16 protein-coding genes are annotated in these 22009 nt (G+C 35.4%); all 16 read right to left on the bottom strand.

All coding sequences use genetic code 11. The features are described from left to right. Positions 1–31: 31 nt before the first annotated feature. The 16 genes from J3U42_RS00385 to purF all read right to left on the bottom strand — a co-directional run bounded on the left by J3U42_RS00385 (position 32) and on the right by purF (position 22001). Positions 32–1885 (bottom strand): SurA N-terminal domain-containing protein, encoded by a 1854-nt coding sequence (locus J3U42_RS00385; RefSeq protein ID WP_267334960.1) that lies wholly within the window; start codon positions 1883–1885, stop codon positions 32–34. Between the two features lie 136 nt (positions 1886–2021). Further along, positions 2022–4457 (bottom strand): endopeptidase La, encoded by a 2436-nt coding sequence (lon, locus tag J3U42_RS00380; RefSeq protein WP_267334958.1) that lies wholly within the window; start codon positions 4455–4457, stop codon positions 2022–2024. 186 nt (positions 4458–4643) lie between these two features. Continuing rightward, a complete protein-coding gene (gene clpX, locus J3U42_RS00375) occupies positions 4644–5918 on the bottom strand; it encodes an ATP-dependent protease ATP-binding subunit ClpX (protein WP_267334956.1) in 1275 nt (424 codons plus the stop codon). A 10-nt stretch (positions 5919–5928) separates the two neighbouring features. Continuing rightward, the gene (gene clpP / locus J3U42_RS00370) at positions 5929–6531 is read right to left on the bottom strand and encodes an ATP-dependent Clp endopeptidase proteolytic subunit ClpP (RefSeq protein WP_294833167.1); all 603 of its coding nucleotides are present in this window, start codon (positions 6529–6531) and stop codon (positions 5929–5931) included. A 92-nt stretch (positions 6532–6623) separates the two neighbouring features. Then, positions 6624–7925: a trigger factor gene (gene tig / locus J3U42_RS00365; protein WP_267329897.1), complete on the bottom strand. Its 1302-nt coding sequence runs from the start codon at positions 7923–7925 to the stop codon at positions 6624–6626. A gap of 108 nt (positions 7926–8033) precedes the next feature. Further along, positions 8034–9062, bottom strand: coding sequence for a UDP-3-O-(3-hydroxymyristoyl)glucosamine N-acyltransferase (gene lpxD / locus J3U42_RS00360; RefSeq protein WP_220218094.1), 1029 nt, complete (start codon positions 9060–9062; stop codon positions 8034–8036). Continuing rightward, complete coding sequence (locus tag J3U42_RS00355) at positions 9062–9550, bottom strand: OmpH family outer membrane protein (RefSeq protein WP_220218095.1); 489 nt, start codon at positions 9548–9550, stop codon at positions 9062–9064. The genes lpxD and J3U42_RS00355 overlap by 1 nt, the downstream gene beginning before the upstream one ends. Before the next feature lie 41 nt (positions 9551–9591). Next, positions 9592–12012, bottom strand: a complete 2421-nt coding sequence (gene bamA, locus J3U42_RS00350; RefSeq protein ID WP_267329896.1) for an outer membrane protein assembly factor BamA — start codon at positions 12010–12012, stop codon at positions 9592–9594. Between the two features lie 25 nt (positions 12013–12037). Continuing rightward, positions 12038–13360, bottom strand: coding sequence for an RIP metalloprotease RseP (rseP, locus tag J3U42_RS00345; RefSeq protein WP_267329895.1), 1323 nt, complete (start codon positions 13358–13360; stop codon positions 12038–12040). 13 nt (positions 13361–13373) lie between these two features. Beyond that, positions 13374–14216 carry a phosphatidate cytidylyltransferase gene (locus J3U42_RS00340; RefSeq protein WP_267334954.1) on the bottom strand — a complete coding sequence of 281 codons (843 nt, stop codon included), beginning with the start codon at positions 14214–14216 and terminating at the stop codon, positions 13374–13376. Then, positions 14210–14941: an isoprenyl transferase gene (locus tag J3U42_RS00335; RefSeq protein WP_267334952.1), complete on the bottom strand. Its 732-nt coding sequence runs from the start codon at positions 14939–14941 to the stop codon at positions 14210–14212. Before J3U42_RS00335 ends, J3U42_RS00340 begins: the two co-directional genes overlap by 7 nt. Positions 14942–15000: 59 nt before the next feature. Beyond that, positions 15001–15633 (bottom strand): cAMP-activated global transcriptional regulator CRP, encoded by a 633-nt coding sequence (crp, locus tag J3U42_RS00330; RefSeq protein ID WP_220219656.1) that lies wholly within the window; start codon positions 15631–15633, stop codon positions 15001–15003. 87 nt (positions 15634–15720) lie between these two features. Beyond that, complete coding sequence (locus J3U42_RS00325) at positions 15721–15927, bottom strand: YheU family protein (protein WP_220219657.1); 207 nt, start codon at positions 15925–15927, stop codon at positions 15721–15723. Positions 15928–16184: 257 nt separating this feature from the next. Next, complete coding sequence (locus J3U42_RS00320) at positions 16185–17213, bottom strand: hypothetical protein (protein WP_267334950.1); 1029 nt, start codon at positions 17211–17213, stop codon at positions 16185–16187. Positions 17214–17331: 118 nt separating this feature from the next. Next, positions 17332–20022, bottom strand: coding sequence for an inverse autotransporter beta domain-containing protein (locus tag J3U42_RS00315; RefSeq protein ID WP_267334948.1), 2691 nt, complete (start codon positions 20020–20022; stop codon positions 17332–17334). 461 nt (positions 20023–20483) lie between these two features. Next, positions 20484–22001, bottom strand: a complete 1518-nt coding sequence (purF, locus tag J3U42_RS00310; protein ID WP_220218102.1) for an amidophosphoribosyltransferase — start codon at positions 21999–22001, stop codon at positions 20484–20486. Between the last annotated feature and the right edge of the window lie 8 nt (positions 22002–22009).

Here is a 22009-nt window from a genome sequence, read left to right as displayed (position 1 = left end):
TACTTAAATTACAGTAATTTTTCGAAATTCATCACAAATTAGAATCTGGCATGATTTCAATTTTCGCCTTGGAACGAATATCAGCTGTAAGATAATAATAAGTATTGTTAATAAATAACGGTGTTAATTCCGATGAAATATCTTGGCGCTCCGGCGTATCAACTTTGATTAGCGAGACAATATAAGCTTGATTTTTTTTGAAAATTTCAGCACCAAATTCATTTTTATTTTTCTGTGGCGGCTCTAATGAGAAAATCATATCAATGACAGCCGGCTCAAAATCGGTTGAATTTCGTGTTACAGTATAGCGTTGACCAAATGAGACCTTATCTGAACGACCAGATTTTCTTAAATCATCTAATACATTATCCACTGTTGATTTAAAGCGATTATCTACAATTTCATTAACCATTTTTTGATGAATATCATCTTTGACTTCTTCAAATGGCGCTATACCTTCCGGACGATAATCAGTCACTTGAACAACAAATTCATACGTACCATAATTTCGTTCAACCGGAATTAACTCAGATATGTTATTTGTTGCATGATCATCAACAATCATTTCATTACTAAAAACAACATCCCTAACTTCAGGATGAGAAAGAATTGTGGACGGTTGATTATAGTAAGTCCAATCAGTTGTAAATACCTCAAGACCTGTCTCCTGTGCTATCTCTTCGATAGATTTAGGAGAATGACTTAAAGCTGCTTTGATTTTATCTTCGATAGCCTCAAAATCTTGTTGTACTTTCTGATTTATAAGTTTTTCATATATTTTAACTTTAGCGAAGTCAAAATCCATCACTTCTGATTTCTTCATACCATCAAGTTTGATAAAAACATAACCGCCATCAGCTGCAATTGGCGCAGAAACTTGACCAATTTGTGTTAAATGAGCTTCTTTAAACACTTCTGGTAGTGAATCATCTTCAACAAGCCAACCAATAGAACCATTTTTACCATATGGCGAAACTTTATTATCTTGATTGATCTTTTTGGCAATCGTATCAAAATCGACAGAAGAAGCAAGATCACTCGCTATTTTATCTGCCTGTTCCTTATCGGTAACGTAAATTACACTATAGGCATTTTTAGCAGGATATGTATAGGTTTTGATCTCTTTTTCATATTCTTGTTTAACTTCATCATCACTCACTTTAACACTTTTTCTAACTGCCTCTAAAGTATTACGAATGAACTTAAGTTTTACGCGTTCTTTTTTGAAAAATTCTTTTGAGTGTTCATCATAATATTTTTGCTCATCTTCTGATGTTATGTTTATATCATCAACATTATCTATAGATGAATCAACTAATGTTGCGTAAACCGTACGAGTTTGATTTTTAAGTGAGGATATATCAGAATCAACAGGCAATACAAAACTGGTTTTAACTAACGCCTCGATAACTTGCTCTTGCTGTAATACCGATCTTATAGCTTCTGCATAACTTTCCGGTGTGAATTTATTTTTAGCAAGTAAAGTTAAATATTTTTCTTTATCAAATTTACCGTTAGTAAAAAATTCATCTTGCTGCTGGATATATTTTTTAATAAGTGAATTGCTAACAGCTGATTTAATTTTTTGCGAAAACTGATAAGCTAAGTAATTATCAATCTGTTTTGTTAGGACATCACGACGTATTGTTTTAATAAACGAACTATCGCCTAAAGAATTCGCTGTTGCCTTTTTTGCTACTGCTTCAAATTGTTCTCGGCTAATACCTTCACCATCAACTTTGGCAATGTATAGTTGCGCATCACTCGCACTATTACTACCAAAGCCTAAAAAACCAACGCCTGTAAAAATGAAGCTTACCATAATTATTGCAAAAATAATTTTAACAACAATATTGTTTGCAGCTGTTCGGATTGTCTCCATCATTGTTTAAGATTCTCCATATACCTAATGTTGAATCACGCAAGTATAGCATATTTAGCTAAATTCGCTATTGCCTGAGTGTGACGTATAAAAAAAAAGATCAACATAGTTATGTTGATCTTTTAAATAAAATTGAAATTTAATTTAAGCTGGTTGGTATTTCAACACTTGTTTTTACTTTTTTTAGCGCTTTTTTGGTAGGTTGTTTTAAAGCAACTTCTCCGGTAATAACTTCCATACCAAACGGATTATTCTGTAAAGCAATAGCAATCACTTCATCAATCCATTTGACCGGCCGAATGTCCAGTTCAGCTTTTACATTATCCGGAATTTCTTCCAGATCCTTCACATTATCTTTCGGTATTAGTACCGTTTTAATTCCACCTCTATGAGCGGCTAACAGTTTTTCTTTTAAACCACCAATCGGTAGAACTTCGCCTCGTAATGTGATTTCACCTGTCATTGCGACATCAGAACGTACAGCATTCCCGGTTAATGTCGATATTAAAGAGGTACACATTGCAATGCCGGCACTGGGACCATCTTTTGGTGTGGCACCGTCTGGAACATGCACATGAATATCTCGTTTTTCATAAAAATCACTATTAATACCTAGCTTTTCCGCACGAGAGCGTACGACTGTTAAAGCTGTTTGGATAGATTCTTGCATGACATCACCAAGCGAGCCGGTATAAGTCAATTTACCTTTGCCCGGTACACTTACCGACTCAATTGTAAGTAAATCACCACCAACTTCTGTCCAAGCCAAACCGATAACTTGCCCTATGCGGTTTTCATTATCTGTTTTACCATAGTCAAAACGTTGTATACCTAAATAATCTTTTAAATTATCTTGATTAACAGTCACTTTTTTCAATTTAGGATCTAAAGCCAATTGTTTGACAACTTTACGGCAAATTTTGGCAATTTCTCGCTCTAAACTACGAACACCTGCTTCACGGGTGTAATAACGGATAATTCCGATGATTGCAGAATCATCAATGCTTATTTCTTTGGCTTTTAAGCCGTTATTTTCGATCTGCTTAGTGATTAAATGTTGCTTAGCTATATTCAATTTTTCATCTTCGGTATAGCCAGAAAGCCGAATCACTTCCATTCTGTCTAATAATGGCGCAGGTATATTCATCGAATTTGCTGTCGCAACAAACATGACATCCGATAAATCATAATCAACTTCTAAATAATGATCACTAAATGCATTATTTTGTTCCGGATCAAGCACTTCTAATAATGCTGATGCAGGGTCGCCACGCATATCAGATGCCATTTTATCAATTTCATCTAATAAAAATAATGGATTTTTAACGCCAACTTTTACCATACGTTGGATTAATTTACCCGGCATTGATCCAATATAAGTCCGTCTATGACCACGAATTTCAGCCTCGTCACGCACGCCACCAAGTGCCATACGCACATATTGGCGACCGGTTGCTTTGGCAATAGACTGACCTAGTGATGTTTTACCAACACCCGGTGGTCCAACCAAACATAAAATAGGCCCTTTAACTTTATTAACTCGACCTTGTACGGCGAGATATTCTAAAATACGGTCTTTTACTCGCTCAAGCCCATAATGGTCTTTATCCAAAATCTTTTGCGCTGCACCAATATCTTTTTTAACTTTACTGCGCTTATGCCAAGGTACCTGTAACATCCAATCAATGTAACCACGAACTACTGTTGCTTCCGCCGACATTGCTGGCATCATTTTTAATTTATTAAGTTCAGCTAATGCTTTTTCGGTAGCCTCTTGAGGCATTTTAGCTTTAGTAATTTTTTCTTTTAACTCTTCATACTCATCAGGTTTATTATCGATATCACCTAATTCTTTATGAATGGCTTTAATCTGCTCATTAAGGTAATACTCTTTTTGAGCTTTTTCCATTTGCTGTTTAACACGTTGTCGAATATTTTTTTCAACTTGCAGTAAATCAATTTCTGCTTCCATTAACGAAATAAGCAGTTCAAAACGCTTTTCCAGATTCGTTGTAAACAAAATTTCCTGCTTTTGATCAACTTTTAAAAATAGCGTTGCTGCTATTGAATCGGCTAATTGTGATGGTTCTTTAATTAAGTGAATTGAATCAACAACTTCTTGTGTGACTTTTTTATTCAGCTTTGCATACTCATCAAAATTAGATAAAACAACTCGAATCATTGCTTGACTAACGTCATTGGTTCTTTTCGATTCCTTTGACGGTGCAATATTTGCAATTAAAAAATCATCTTCTTTACGTTCAACAATATCGACAATTTTTGCTCTCTCTACGCCTTCAACCAGCACTTTTACCGTTCCGTCAGGCAATTGAAGCAGTTGTAAAATGTTCGCAATCGTACCCACTTTATATAAATCATTCACATCTGGTTCATCTTGAGAAGGATTTTTTTGCGTAACAAGAAAAACTTGCTTATCCATTTCCATTGCGCTTTCAAGGCAACGAATCGATTTATTTCGACCTACGAAGAGAGGAATTACCATGTGCGGAAAGACAACAACATCACGTAATGGCAAAATAGGCATAATTAATTGGTTAGTTTGTTTTGTTTTCATTTTATTCTCTCTACTAGTACAAACCCATTAAATAAATATGAGGGTCATTTTTAGATATTCAAGCCTATTTTTTCAGTTAAACATGCACTATTACTAAAACATGACAATATTTATGAGAGCTTTTATTTTTATATTAATATGGGGCAGTGCAACTTGCCATCTTACTACAGATGGCAAGGTAATTTATCAAGCAGAAAGTTCCGCATTTTGCCGATGAATTAACTTCGGTGCTTGATTTTTATCAACAGTATTTTTTCGAACAATAACTTTTTCAACATTATCCATTGATGGTAAATCATACATTGTGTCTAATAGTATATTTTCAACAATTGAGCGTAATCCTCTGGCACCGGTTTTACGCTGCATCGCTTTTATCGCTATAGCTTCAAGCGCTTGTTTGTCAAATTCTAATTGAACGCCATCAAGTTCAAACAATGCTTCGAATTGTTTAGTTAATGCATTTTTCGGTTCAGTTAAGATATTAATTAAAGCATCTTTATCAAGTTCAGATAACGTACCAATTACTGGTAATCGACCGATAAATTCTGGTATTAAACCAAATTTAACTAAATCCTCAGCTTCAATTTGTGCCAATAATTCAGATTCTGTCGCTTTATTTTTAGCGCTTTTTACATTAGCACCAAAACCAATTCCTGTATTAGTTGAAATACGGTTTTCAATCACTTTATTCAGACCACTAAATGCACCACCACAGATGAAAAGGATTTTAGAGGTATCAACCTGTAAAAACTCTTGTTGTGGCAGTTTTCGTCCACCTTTTGGTGGAACTGAAGCAATTGTGCCTTCAATAATTTTTAATAAAGCTTGCTGCACTCCCTCTCCCGAAACATCTCGAGTTATAGAAGGATTGTCCGATTTTCGTGAAATTTTATCGATTTCATCAACATAGATGATACCACGTTGAGCTTTTTCAACATCGTAATCACAATTTTGCAATAATTTTAGAATGATGTTTTCTACATCTTCGCCAACATAGCCCGCTTCAGTTAAGGTTGTGGCATCAGCCATTGCAAAAGGTACATCTAAGAATCTAGCCAAAGTTTCGGCTAATAATGTTTTACCACTTCCTGTAGGGCCAATTAATAAAATATTACTCTTACCTAACTCAACATTATTACGACTGGCATAATTGCGTAAGCGTTTATAGTGATTATATACTGCAACAGATAATACTTTTTTTGCTCGATCTTGACCTATTACATATTCATCAAGGTGTTGTCGAATTTCATGTGGGGTTGGTAATGGTTTTCCCATAAACTCTTCATGAGAAAGGAAGTTTTTTGACTCTTCTTTCAAAATATCATTACATAATCCAATGCATTCGTTGCAGATATAACTAGATGACGGTCCCGCAATGAGTTTATGAACTTCACGCTCACTTTTACCACAAAAAGTACAATAGTGTAATTTTTCTGAATTTTCATTATTCACTTTTATCACCTACCTAAATTTAAGATCGTTTATCATATATGGCATCAACTAATCCATATTCAACCGCTCTTTCTGCTGACATAAAATTATCACGATCTGTATCTTTTTCAATTACACTAATATCTTGCCCAGTATGGAATGCCAAAATATTATTTAATCGACTTTTAACTTGTAAAATCTCTTGAGCATGAATTTGGATATCAGAAGCTTGCCCTTGGAAACCACCTAAAGGCTGATGAATCATAACTCTAGCATTAGGTAAACAATAACGCTTGCCTTTTGCTCCAGCGGTTAAAAGCAAAGATCCCATAGAACAGGCTTGTCCTAAGCAGATTGTACTTACATCCGGTTTAATAAATTGCATTGTGTCATAAATTGCCATACCGGCCGTTACCACACCACCAGGAGAATTAATATACAAATAAATGTCTTTTTCGGGATTTTCAGCTTCTAGAAATAACATTTGAGCAATAATAAGATTAGCCATATTATCTTCAACCTGACCGGTCAAAAATATAACACGCTCTTTTAATAGTCGAGAGTAAATATCGTAAGCTCGTTCGCCACGAGAACTCTGCTCAACAACCATTGGAATAACACCCATGTATGGTTCTAAAGGCATTTTCATCTCCTAATTAAATAAAACAGCCCAAACAATTAATCCTTATTTGGGCTTTAATAACAATATTTTGATTAATTAAAACAGCGAGTGAACTAAGATGCTTGCTGGTTCATTAATTCAGAAAACGAATAGTTTTTATCTGTTACTTTAGCACTCTCTAATAAAAGATCGACAACTTGATCTTCTAACGCAACAGACCGAATATTATCCATTGCTTTTTTATCGTTACGATAATATTCAGAAACTTCATTCGGGTCTTCGTATGCAGTTGCAATGTCATCAATTAATGATTGAACACGTGCATCATCGGCTTTAAGTTTATTGCTTTCAATGATTTCACTAAATAATAAACCAACTGATACACGACGTTTAGCTTCTGCTTCAAATAACTCTTTAGGAAGATCCATAGATTGCTTCACATTACCGCCAAAGCGTGACACTGCTTGCTGACGTAATACATCAACTTCACGGTCAACTAACGCTGAAGGAATATCGATTTCGTTGTTTTTAATTAAACCGTCGATAACTTGCGCTTTAATTTTATTACGAATAGTTGCTTTAAGTTCACGAGCCATATTTTTACGAACTTCGTTACGTAAGCTGTCAATTGTACCGTCTGCAATACCAAATCTTTTAATGACTTCTTCAGTCAATTCCGGAAGTTCTAACTCTTCTACTTTTTTCAACGTTGCTGCAAATACTGCTGGTTTACCTTTTAAATTCTCAGCATGGTAATCTTCCGGGAAGGTAACGTTAATATCAAACTGATCTGAAGCTTTGTGCCCGATAATAGCATCTTCAAAACCAGGAATCATTCGACCTTGACCTAACACTAAAACAAAATCGTTTGCTTTGCCGCCTTCGAATTCTTCGCCATCTACTTTACCAACAAAATCCAATGTTACTCGATATTGTTCTTTAGCTGGTTCATTAACTTCTTTCCAAGTGCCTTGTTGTTTACGTAATGTTTCAATCATAGTATCAACATCGGCATCAACAACTTCAGCAACTGGTTTCTCAACTTCGATTTTATCTAAATCTTTAACTTTTATTTCAGGATAAACTTCAAACTCAACAGTAAAAGTGTAATCTTCTCCATTTTTATATTCTTTTGGAGTATAAACAGGTGCACCTGCCGGGTTTAATTTTTCTTGAATAATTGCTTCAACGAAATTTCGTTGCATTAAATCACTTAATGCATCTTGTAAAATAGAAGCGCCATAACGTTGTTCAACAATTTTTAAAGGTACTTTTCCTTTACGGAAACCATCAATACGCACTTTTTTGGCGGTATTAATAAGCTCTTTATCAACCGCTTTTGTAATGTCTTCTGATTTAATTGTAATTGATAAACGACGACCTAAACCTTGTGTTGTTTCAACCGAAACTTGCATCTTTATACCTCGAAATTATTGAATAATATCTGCTCGTAATTATTTTAGAATGATAATTGAGCTAAAAAAATTTATAAAATAGGCAAGCATTATACTCACCGTTAACGCCTACGTCGAGACATTTAATAGTTTCTTCTCAAGCGCCTTCAAGCGTTTATTCATTTGATCAATATGTAATACTAACGAAGCCGTTTTTCGCCATACTTTATTTTCTTGCAGTGGAATACCTGAAGAGTAAACACCCGGCTCTGTTATCGGTCGCATTACCATTCCCATACCGGTCACAGTAACTTGATCACATATTTCCATATGCCCGTTAATCACACTCGCTCCACCGATTAAGCAATGGCGGCCAATGGTTAGACTACCGGCCATAATAACACCACCAGCAACTGCTGTATGGTCACCAATGATATCGTTGTGAGCAATTTGACATTGATTATCGATAATAACCCCATTACCGATAATGGTGTCATCTAATGCCCCGCGATCGATAGTTGTCGATGCACCAATTTCAACATCGTTGCCAATCACAACTCGACCTAATTGAGGTATTTTAATCCATTTACCTTTATCATTAGCATAGCCAAATCCATCAGCACCAATTACTGTAGAGGATTGAATCAGGCAGTTATCACCTATTACACAGTTATGATAAACGGTGACATTAGCCCATAATTTTGTATTGGCACCAATTACAGTATTTTTACCAATAAAACAACCCGCACCAATAATACAATTATCGCCTAGCACTACACCGCTTTCGATAACTGCATTTGCACCAATAGAAACATTGCGACCTAACTTAGCCGTAGAATCAATAACAGCCGATACAGCTATATCTTCAGCCGGCTTGGGCGTGGTATCAAGAAGTTGAGCTAATTTTGCATAAGTAAGATAAGGATTTTTTACAACCAGTGCAGCGCCGTGCCAATGGTTAAGACTGTCTTCAGTCATGACAACAGCAGAAGCGTTACATTGTGATAATTGATTTTGTAATTTTTTATCAGACAAAAAAGTAATTTGTCCGGGTGCGGCACTTTTCATTGATGCAATACCAGTGATGGTTAAATTACCATCACCATGTAACGTTGCATCAAGTTGCTTAGCTAGTTGCTCTAAACGAAAAGCAAACATTATTTTTTAACCTTTTCCAATACTTTATCTGTAATATCAACAGCATCTGAAGCAGATAATGTCGCTTCAGCTTTTAATACAAGATCGTATTTTTCTGTTTCAACAATCTCTTTGACGGCATCTTGAATTTTTTTCAACAATTTGTTAGCTTCTTCAGCTTCAACTTTACGATACTCTTCAGTAAATGCTTTAGCTTTATTTTCAAAATCAGAAACAACTTTGTTTAGTTTTGTTTTTTCAGAAGCTGACAATGTTAAACCGTCTTTTTTAAGACGTGCTAATGCATCATTAGCTTTCTTTTCTTCTTCCGCTAATGCCTTGGCTCTTGATTCAAATTTCTTGTTCAGATCATTGCTAACTTGTTCACGCTGCGGCATTTTTTGCAAGACAGTCATTACATCAATTACGCCAATTTTAATTTCAGCATTTGCCATACCAGTAAAGAGTAATGCAAAACTAATCCCCAAAATACTAATAATTTTTTTCACTTTTTTCACCTATGTGTATTTTATTTACTTATAACATGGAATTACCATGTTGAACCTATATTAAATTGAAATTGTTGTGCTGAATCACCATTATATTTCTTCAATGGTTGAGCATATGAGAACACCAATGGCCCTAATGGAGACATCCACTGAACAGCAACACCTGCTGACATTCTAATATCAGAAGGAGAACTATAGTCAGGAAGATTACGTCCTTTCAAATCCCATTGAGTATCCCACACAGTACCGGCATCAAAGAAAACTGATGTTCTTAAACTATCCGAATACTTCTCGCCTGCAAATGGAGTCGGCACAATTAATTCCGTACTTAAAAATGCAATCGCATTACCGCCTACGGCATCTTTTGAGCTTTCACACCCTTTGGTATCACCTAAATTACGACAACCATTGCGATTCAAGTAAACAGCTTTAGGACCAACTGTATTGGACTTAAATCCACGTAAAACGGTTGAACCACCAGCATAGAAGTTTTCGTAGAATGGTAACTCTTTACCACCGAATCCACCACCATAACCTAATCGACCACGAGTTAAAAATATCCAATTATGATCATTATCAAGTGGATAATAGTAAGATGCATCACTTATGAATTTATAGAATCGGTTGTCGAAAACTGGCACAGTCACTTTAGCACTTGCCGTCATTTTCAAACCTTCCGTAGGGAAAAAGCCACGATCTAATGAATTATATGTCCAATAAGCATTTAATAATAAATCGTTGGTATCAAAAGATAATGAATTTTTATCTTTGGTTTTTTCGCCCATTTTATCGAAATAACGCCACATACCATACTGAGGTCTCATATCAGATAATTTATGGTTAGCATATTCTGTACCAAAGCGAAGGAAATTATTTTCACTGATTGGAAAACCTAAGTTTGCTGAAGCGCCCCAGGTTTTACTTGAATATTCAGATTCATCATCATCGTCATCGGCTTTATAAGTGTTATAATAAACACTTCCACCTAAGCTAACGCCATCGATAGTAAAGAATGGATCAACAATAGATAATGATGCTGTTTTATCACTACTGGTGGTATTTATATCGAATGAAACGCTATTACCTGTTCCTAACCAGTTGTCTTGAGTGATCCCGGCATTAAAACTAATACCACTGTCTGAACCAATACCGACACCTAATTTGATACTACCGGTATTACGCTCCGAGACTTTATAAATGACATCTACTTGATCATCGATGCCTGGTACACGTTCAGTACTTGCTTCAACACTATCGAAAAAGCCTAAACGATTTAACCGATCTTTACCCAGTTCAACTAAACCATTACTTAACCAAGAACCTTCCATTTGGCGCAGTTCTCGCCGAATTACCGTTTCGCTCGATATGTTGTTTCCGCTGATTTTAATATTACGCACATAATAACGTTGACCAACATCAACCATAACGATTAAATTAACCGTATGGTTCTCATCATTCATTTCCGGTTGAATAGAAACATGAGGATAAGCGTAACCAAAGTTAGCAAGTAAGCGTTTGATACTATCTTCAATTTCAGTGATTTTTTTACCATTATACAGTTCACCGATTGATACCTTATCTTGCGCTATTTTGGCAATCGCATCTTTGTGACCGGCAAAATTACCCTTAAAATCCAATTCGGATAGTTTATATTGTTCACCTTCATGAATATTTATTGTAACGTAAATGCCTTTTTTATCCGGCGTTAAACTGACTTGAGTCGATTCAATATTAAAACGTGCATAACCACGATTTAAATAAAAACTTTGTAATTCATCTAAATCAGATGCTAATTTTTGTTTTTGATATTTGCGATCACCAAGCATGTTCCACCAAGGCACTTCATCTCTTAAAGAGAAACGTGAAATTAACTCTTCAGATGAGAAAGCTTTGGCGCCAACAATATTAATTTGATCAATCAAAGCTGATTTGCCTTCAGCAATCTCTAGCTTTAAATCAACGCGATTACGAGATAACGGTGTGACAACAGCCTTAATTCGGGCATTATATTTACCCACACTGTAATAAAAATCTTCTAGCCCTTTTTCGATAGCGGAAAGCATTGTACGATCTAATGCATCCCCTTCCCGAATTCCTGTGCTATCAAGATTTTTTTTGAGCATGTCATCTTTAACAGATTTGTTACCCACGAATGTTATACTTGAAATTGTTGGACGCTCTTCAACAGTAATAATTAATCTATCTCCATCACGAGATACAGTAATATTGTCGAAGTTACCACTTGAGTAAAGTGACTTGATAATATGCCCTAAATCGGATTCGTTAACATAGTCACCAATTTGGATTGGCATTTCAAGCATTGCAGCGCCGACAGTAACACGCTGTAATCCTTCAAATTTAATATCTTTTACAACAAAATCATCCATACAAAATGCATTGGAACTATACACAGCTGTTGTACTAAACAGCAAAGATGCTATAAGTAATTTATTTATTTTCATCGTAAATGTTTATAACCTCATCCCATCACAATCGTAAAAAATCATTAAATAGTGCAATTCCCATTATTACCATTAATAAAACCAAACCAGCACGAAGAAAACGCTCTTGTGCTTTATCTGATAGGGCTTTTCCTCTTATCTTTTCAAAAAACAGAAACATAAGATGCCCACCATCTAACATAGGTAATGGAACAAGATTGATAACCCCTAAGCTTATACTAATAAATGCTAGAAAATATAAGTAAGGAGTAAATCCATAACTTGCTGTTTGCCCTGCGCTTTTTGCTATTGTTATTGGTCCGGATAGATGTTTTAAACCAATAACACCTGTTACTAATTGATAAAGTGAACGTACAGTTAACTGGGTTGTTAATGCTGTTTGTCCTAATGCTTTATCAAATCCTTCTAAAAAACCATACTGCGTTATAACTGCATCAGATGTTGGATAAAACCCTGCAACACCTTCACCATTTTTTTGAACTTTTGGTACAAGCTTTAGATAAATATCTTCATTATTTCGATTTACTTTTAAATCAATAGTACCCGCTTTTTTTATTGTATTTGTAAAATCAACCCAATTTGTACATGGATGCTGATTATAGCTGATAATCATATCGCCTACTTTTAAGCCGGCTTGTTCAGCAGCGGAACCAGGTATAATTTTACTCACAATTGGATAAATTTCCAATGTTTTAGGTATAAACCCAAAAGCTGTTATGGCTGAATCTTTTTCAATATCAAAATGCCAATTGCTAATGTTAACCATTTTATGCACTTCCTGATGATTATCATCATTAACTGCATTATCAATATAAGAAAAATCAACCTGAGATTTTCCCATAGCTGAAATCAACGCTAGGTTAACATCATTCCAGCTTTCAACCTTCACATTATTAACTGTTTTTAACTCTGCTCCGGCGGGTACGCCAACTGTCGCCACAGGAGTAGAAGGTATTATATCTCTTATTTTAACAGGATAAGTTGCTACGCCCATTAAAAATATAATCCAATAAATTATCAGCGCTAATATAAAATTAGCGAAAGGCCCGGCAAATACAATTGCTGCTCGTTGCCAAATCTTTTTTTTATCAAAAGCAAATTTTTCACTATTTTCTGATAATTGAGCTGTTCTTCCGTCGAGCATTCTAACATAACCACCAAGCGGAATCATAGCAATTACCAATTCTGTTCCACTTGAAAATTTATGTGACCATAGTTTTTTGCCAAAACCAATGGAAAAACACTCTACTTGAACACCACACATACGGGCAACCAGAAAATGCCCATATTCATGTATGGTCACCAATATACTGATAGTTACAATAAATAACAACAATGACCAAAGCAAAATCAATAACCCTTTATAATAGATACAAAGATAAAGTAGCAAATACAGGAACGGCAGCGGTTAAACTATCTATACGGTCTAAAATTCCACCATGGCCAGGTATAAGGTGCCCACTATCTTTTATTCCCGCTTCTCTTTTAAACATGCTTTCAGTTAAGTCACCCAAAACGGAGACTAGAATGGCGCATAAAGAACTAATCAAAAATAAACTGAATGAAATTTTAAAGAAAAATGAAAAGTAAGCTATAACACAAATTATTGTGGACAAAACTACGCCACCAATGAAGCCTTCGATAGTTTTTCCGGGTGATACTTTTGCTGCTAATTTTCGTTTACCAAAAGTACGACCTGCAAAATAAGCACCAGTATCAGTTGCCCATACTAGCACAAATACATACAGCAACCAAATAGCCCCATGATAAGAGTTAAAAACATAATTAATCGATCGTAATTGAATCATGCCTATAAAAAACGGAACTAAAGTGAAAAGCGTAAATAATAACTTTATGACATTACAACCAGACCAATATTGGGTACTTTTAGGATATGTAGCAACCAGGCATAATGCAACTAGCCACCAAATAATCGATAAATACAATATCACTTTATATAGACTCGCTTTAAATGTTAATGAGTCAGGAATAAAATAAAGTACACTGAGCAAAACAATAGCAATTAACGTAAAGATTAACTTTGATTGTTTTTGATCAATATGCAGAAATTGAGTCCACTCCCATGCTGCAAGCCCACAAACCAAAATGATTATGCAGGAAAATACCGATAGTGGTGCAAAAAATAAAATAATGATTACAAGTGGGATAAGCACAAGTGCCGCTAAAATACGGTGAATTAGCATGTATGATCCTCATTACGAACGCCACCAAAACGCCGTTCTCTATTGTTAAATTTGTTGATCGCCTCATCAAATAAGCTCTGAGTAAAGTCAGGCCATAATACGTCTGTAAAATAGAATTCAGAATACGCAATCTGCCATAATAAGAAATTACTTATTCGATATTCGCCACCGGTACGTATAACTAAATCGACATCAGGAAACTCACTCATGCTCATAGCAGAATTAAAATGATCTTCTGTAATATCATCGACACTGATTTTACCTTCTACCACTTGCGTTGCCATTTTTTTAGCTGATTGCAGTATATCCCACCGGCCGCCATAGTTAGCTGCGATATTAAGTACCAAACCGGAGTTATCTTTGGTTAACTGCTGAGCTTTAATAATCATATTTTGTAGCTCATCATTAAAACGTGAGATATCACCAATGATATTCAACCGCACATTATGACTGTTGAGTTTTTTGATTTCTCGATTTAAAGCATAGATAAAAAGCGCAAGTAACGCCGAAACTTCTTTTTCCGGGCGTTTCCAATTTTCACTGCTAAAAGCATACAAAGTCAGTACTTTTATATTGATACTTGCCGCATACATAACAATTTTTCGCACTGCTTTTAAGCCTGCTCGATGACCAATAGTTCGTAATTGATTACGTTGTTGAGCCCAGCGACCATTACCATCCATAATTATAGCCACATGACTTGGAATACATCGTTCTTTTGTCATGTAATATCTCGTAATATATCATTCATTGTTCAAATTATGTTTTATTAATGTCGATTCGACTAACGGGTACCATAAACGACAATTGTTTTGCCATGGGCAGATATTAAGTGCTGATCTTCCAGCATTTTCAATATTCGCCCAACGGTTTCACGGGAACAACCAACAATTTGCCCAATTTCCTGACGGGTGATCTTAATCTGCATTCCATCGGGATGTGTCATTGCATCCGGTTGCTTAGCTAAGTTTAATAAAGTCTGTGCTATGCGTCCAGCAACATCTAAAAAAGCTAAGTTACTTACTTTTTCAGAAGTCACCTGCAATCGGCTGGCCATTTGACTGGCTAAACGCATAAGGATATCGGGATTGACTTGAACAAGTTGTTTAAACTTTTTGTATGAAATTTCGGCAACCTCACAGCTGGTTTTTGCTTTCACCCAAGCTGTTCGCTCAGTTCCTTCTTCAAAGAGACCAAGTTCACCAAGAAATTGATTTTGGTTTAAATAAGACAAAATCATTTCATTGCCGTCATCATCTTTAATTAATACAGCGACAGATCCTTTTAAAATATAATAGAGAGTTTCGGCTTTTTCTCCTTGATGAATGAGGGTGCTTTTAGCAGGATATTTATGAATATGGCAATGAGATAAAAACCATTCTAATGTCGTATCCGTTTGCTGTTTACCAATCATTATGCCATCCTCTCCATTTTACTGACTTCTTGCACACTATAACAAAGTTACACAATAAATTATATAATAATATACAATCATTTTAAGTCGTTATCTGACAAGTTTGATATCAATTGTTTGATGAAGTTCAGACCAAAAAATTGCCGCTCTGCCATCTACCAACTGTTGCTTAACATCATTAACTTTATCTTGTAGGGATTTTTCTTCTAACCCATAATCAGTCCCTTCACGTAACACAAAGTATTGTATAAGATTATTTAGAGTTTCAGGTTCAAGATCCTGCCAAGAAATTTTCATCATTGATTGAATTAAGTTAAATTTTCACTATTTTATAACATAAGATGAGCAATAAAAAGGGTGAGTTTACGTTGAATAATCAGGCTGAAATAACAAATGTAAAATTTATGATCAAACATAGGTTTAAGGGTTAAAATGATAAAACGTTTATTATTTATGTTAAACAAGATACCTTAACACTAATGCTTATAAAAAAATATAATCATAAAAAAAACCACTCTTTCGAGTGGTTTTTAATTTCACAACATGATTTAAAATTATAAACCAGTAGCTTTAAGATTGAATCCTTGTGCACCAGCTTTATAACCATTAGTTGATGTTGTATAAATGGTGTTGTTCTTACCACCAGCAGGATCACCCAATAAGATTGTATCGTTATTAGTTCCTGATAAACCAGTAGTTAGTGAATTACCATCTGCATTTACATTTTCATAAGAACCGCTTAATGTCCATGTTATAGTATAGTTAGCTGTTTTTTCTGATTCGCCATTATTTGGTAAGCCGTCACTATTATCATCGTTCCATATTATAGCAGCAAATGTTTCGCCGTATTTAGGTGCTGGAGCTCCAGCAGCGGTATAGTTAACACTTCTATCTATAGTACCATTACCATCGGTTTTAAAGATACCTAACTTAGTATCATTGCCTTCGATAGGACCTGTACCGTTACCGCCGTTAGTATCACCCGGACCGAATGGACCACCGGTAACAGTGTCTAACTCTACTTTATTACCTTGGTGATCAGGAACTGTATTGGCCCAAATATCGTTTACATATAACCATTCGTTTTCAGCTGGTAAACCATAGGTAGTTTTTTCTTGAAGTCGGTAACCAACTACTTCAGCACCGGCAAAGTCATTAGTAATTTGGAAAGAAATTATACCTTCTTCATCAGTATTGGTGGCAGTAAAAGTTACATTATTAACTTTATCCCAAGTAGCGCTAGTTCTATCTTTTTTGATATAAACTTCAAGTGTATCTTTTACAACTTGAGTGCTATCTGTATCACCATCGGCATCTCTTAAATCATATTTAAGATGAATCCAGTCGCCCACTTTAACTTTATTTTTAACGCCATTAGTATCACCAACAAGGTTATTACCAGCTTGGTCAGTAGTTACAGTAAGGGTCATGGTATGTTCAACATTAACGTTTTTAGAAAACATTACAGGCTTATTACCTTGGATTGGGGTTGATGCAGTACCATCTACGGCATAAGCACTACTTGCTGTAAAACCAGCGATAAATAAGCCTAATGCCACTTTTTTAATTGTTAGATTTTTCATGTTTAACTTCCTATTTTTCTTTAAATTAACATGTTGTATTTATATAAATACACCATTTTCGGGTGTTCCCTATTAGGTTACCTAAGTATTTGATGTACCAGGTAACCGAAACTTATTATTAATTAACGCTAACTTGCAATTTAAACCCTTGGTCGCCAGCACATGCCGGTAGCGAGGTATTAATTGGAGTCCAATCTATATATGATGGCGCCCCATTAACTGCACTAATACTTGTTCCGGATGAAGCATAACTATTCATGTTAAGGCTTCTAATTGTATAGTGAGCATTTATCCCCATACCTACGTTAAACCATGGACCGGTAGGATTATCAATTGCGTTTGGTAGTGCAGCTGTTGTTGCATTCCCCGGACAAGCGGAACTATTATCATCAACCAAAGACCACACTACAAAAGGATCAGTGATTTCAGTTGTACCATCTACACTATAAGCTTTGACATAGTATTCATTGCCAACTTTCCATTCGTTTGGACCACTTGGTTCAAATTGAAGGGTATTACCAACGGTGCTCGCAACTAATACGCCGTCACTACGATAAACTTTAATTAAACCAGCTTGGCCACCAGCAAAGTCTACAGACGCTTTATTAAATGATGTACCATATTGATCCAATGCAACTGTAAAATCTACGACGCCAACAAAATTGGATGCAACGTCAATGGTGTAAGTATCACCTAATGCTTCAGCACCTGCGGCAGTCGAAGCTTTATCAGAAATCTTACCGCCCTTCTTAACTTGTTCAAATGATTTAACAATAATACAAGGCTCTTTTGACGGGCAAGAATTTACATTGCCTGAAGTACCATCAATCAAGTTTACTTTCTTACCGTTACTTGTAGCTGTCCATAAATTTAAAACGGATGACTGGAATGTTTTACCAATTTTCTGCATCAGTAAAGCATCACTGAAACCGTCAAAATCATCTGCTAAGCTCCAACTTCTTGTCGCACCTGATTTAGGTTTTACTAAGCTAGCTAATAACGTTACGCTATTATGTCCATCAGCATCTTGATTAATTAGTGAAGTTGGATTACCTGTTTGATCTATCGCCCATACACCAACTTTACGAAGCTCAGGGTTAGGTAATACTTCAAACGAAACTGAATTAGATGTTGCTGTTTTACCACGGTTATCCGTTACCGTTACCGATAATGAATATCTACCATTAGTTCTAACTGGATGACGGTCACCATTGTCATCTAAATAGTTAGGGGCAATAATTTTCCAGTTATTGAGTTCAGCCGGTGGATTTGCCCATGTAGAAGTTGTACAAATTCCTATATTAGAACATAAGAAACCGCCTCCGGCATCAATATCTAACATATCGCCTGACCATGTTAATTTAGATAAGCCTTTAACATTATGAGCACCAATTGTGACACCATAGCTGTGTCCTTCAATCAATTGAACTGCTTCAAGCCCTAAATCAACTGTCATTTTCTTGTCTTTATATTCAAGAACAATGAAGTTATTACGATCTACGAAATCCGTACGGCTACCTTTTAAGGAGCGTGCAAGTTGAACCATATCAGGATCAAGTTGGTCTTTCAGTGGTACGCCAATACGATAATCAAGTGTTAACTGCGCATTAGTAGCTTTTTTACTATCTTGACCATGCTTGTGTTCCGCTTTAATTGTAATAAGAGGAACTGGCGTATAATCAACACCAAAAGTTAAAGCACTTGGATTCTTTTGTAGATTATCTTTACCAAATAGCGCAACTTTATCACCAAAGTATTTTTCATACATAAGTGAACCACCTAAATGTGGATACTGAGGTAAATAGCCCTGGAAACGGACATCATAACCTTTCGCTGCTCTTTCTAAGTAATCATCAAAATCTTTGGAATCTTTCCAATCAGATAGTGGATGATAATAGTTCACCGCTAACTTCATGTAATCACTCCAAGCTTCAGCACCAATACCTAAACGGTTGTGCGAACGTTGGAAATCATGATCTAAAAATACGTTATAACCAAGTAACCATTTATTATCTGCCACATCCCAACGTTGACCGATACCAAAGTTACCTATACGTCGATTGTGTTCATATTCCTGAAATGACAACTGAGTAAAGATTAATGTACTGTCAGTATCATACCAAGGACTAAACAATTTAAGATTAACGTTATCGAAGCTGCCTTTATCACTTAAGTTAAATTGTAATTGAGCTTTACCAAAACGACCTAAGAAGTCTTGTACAGTATTGCGTACCGGATCGACAACTTGATTTTTAACGCCATTACGAATGTAATCTTCGGCGTATTGTTTACCTTTATTTCTTAAATGGCCTGATAAACCACCATTTTCTGCAGAAGTAATTGATTTCCAATCTTGTGATGCTAACGTTTGTAACGTTGAAGCGATTTGAGTTGCAAGCGCATCTTTATTTTGCTTAGGATCATAGTTATCATCAGAACCTAGACTAGGTAGATTTTCATACTTATCTGTTTTATTACTGTTTGTAGTAAGTGCAGGTAAAACTTGTGAGTTTTCAGGTAGAACTAAAAGTTCACCAACATCAACAACATCTTTTTTATCAAATCGACCAGCATTCATTTCTCGCAACTCAGAAACAGAAATGCCACTCACAAGTGCGATTTGATATAAGCTACGCCGTTCATTATTGATCATCTCACGAGCTTTTACGCCGTTTTTCAATTCAAACACTTTATTACTATCAACAGTATTTGACGACACTTTGGTATCCACTGCATTAGCAACTGATTGCCAACCCAACGCGGCAATAACAAGTGCTGATACTACTGTAAAATTAAGATTCTTTCTCATCTTAATTATTCCTTATATTCCACTGACAAGCGTATGAAACAAAACTTTTAATTCTGATACCGCATCGTCGTTATTAATTGTGATTTTTAAAAATATTACCAAAATAGTTTATTGTTTTTAATATTACTATTTTTTGTTCTTTAAATTTCTTTACAAAAGTAATTAAAGTTACGGGAATTTTATTACAAAAAAGTCATTTAGCAAAATATTTTATTAGTTTTTTTTAACATTTTTGTAAAGATATTTTTTATCTTTAATTATCAATATGTTATAAAACAGAAAAAAACAAGAAAAGTAACAGTTTTGAGTAATTTATTGAAAATAATGACATTAACAATAACATCAAAAGAGAAAAAATTGAAAAAAATGTCATGTTAATTGTGATTTAGGTAAAAAAAAACTTGAAATTGACACTTCAAGTTTTTTTCTACGTTTGCAGTCCGATATCAAGACAATTAAAATCATTGTTCTTCGTTATAAATTTCCAGATTTTCAGACTCTTTAAAGGTGGGCGAATTTTTGATTGTACTTCTTTGCTGTTCTAAAGAAGAAAAATAACGGCTATCAATTCCTTCCGTAATATATTTACCGTCAAATACTGAACACTCAAAATGTTCAATTTTCGGGTTTTCTTGTCTAATTGCATCAATTAAATCAGTGAGATCTTGAAAAATAAGTTTATCAGCACCAATGTCATGAGCGATTTCATCAACTGTTCGATTATAGGCAATGAGTTCACTTGCTATTGGCATATCAATACCATAAACATTTGGATGTCTGATTTCCGGCGCAGCGGAAGCTAAATAAACTTTTTTGGCACCCACTGAACGCACCATTTCTAAAATTTTTTCCGAAGTAGTTCCCCGCACAATGGAATCATCGACTAACAGAACATTTTTACCTTCAAACTCAATACGATTAGCATTGAGTTTTCTTCTAACCGATAGTTTGCGGGCGCTTTGACCCGGCATAATAAATGTTCGACCAATATAACGATTTTTAACAAATCCTTGCCGATAAGGTTTATTTAATATTCTTGCGATTTCTAAAGCTGCATCACAGGAAGTTTCGGGAATAGGAATAACAACATCGATATCAATATCTTTCCACTCTCTGGCAATTTTTTGTCCCAGCTTTTGCCCCATTGAAATGCGAGATTGGTAAACCGATACCCCATTCATTAATGAATCAGGTCTGGCAAAATAGACATATTCAAATATACATGGATAGTATTGAGGATTATCAGCACATTGTTGAGCGTAAAGTTGGCCATCTTGAGTAATGTAAATCGCCTCACCGGGCTCGACATCTCGCATAAACTCAAAGTCAAGAATATCGAGTGCAACACTTTCCGATGCAACCATATATTCAACCTTTTGATTTTCAACCACCCTTTTACCAATCACTAATGGACGGATGCCATAAGGATCACGAAATGCGACTAAACCATGTCCAATAATCATTGCAACACATGCATAAGCACCTTTTATAATATTATGCAAATTATGTATTGCTGTGAAAATATTATCTGCACTGAGTGGATAAGTGGGAAACTTATCTAGCTCGCTGGCAAAAACATTAAGTAAAACTTCTGAATCTGAATTGGTATTGATATGACGTCTGGCAAGTTCGAATACTTTATCACGCAGTTGATCAGTATTAGTTAAATTACCATTGTGAGCCAGCGCAATGCCGTAAGGGGAGTTGACATAAAATGGCTGGGCTTCAGAGGGACTGGAGCTACCAGCAGTCGGATAACGAATATGCCCAATACCTAATTTGCCTTGTAAACGCTGCATATGATGTTCTTGAAACACATCTTTAACTAAACCATTTGCTTTGCGCAGGCGAAAACGATTTTGCTCATCGATAGTCACAATACCGGCCGCATCTTGCCCCCGATGTTGTAAAACCGTCAGGGCATCATAAATTGATTGATTAACAGTGCTACATCCTACAATACCTACCACACCACACATACGATGCT

This window comes from Gilliamella sp. B2923 (genome assembly GCF_026536565.1).
In the GTDB taxonomy this organism is placed as follows: Bacteria; Pseudomonadota; Gammaproteobacteria; order Enterobacterales; family Orbaceae; genus Gilliamella.
This window is presented reverse-complemented; position numbering and strand designations above follow the sequence as displayed.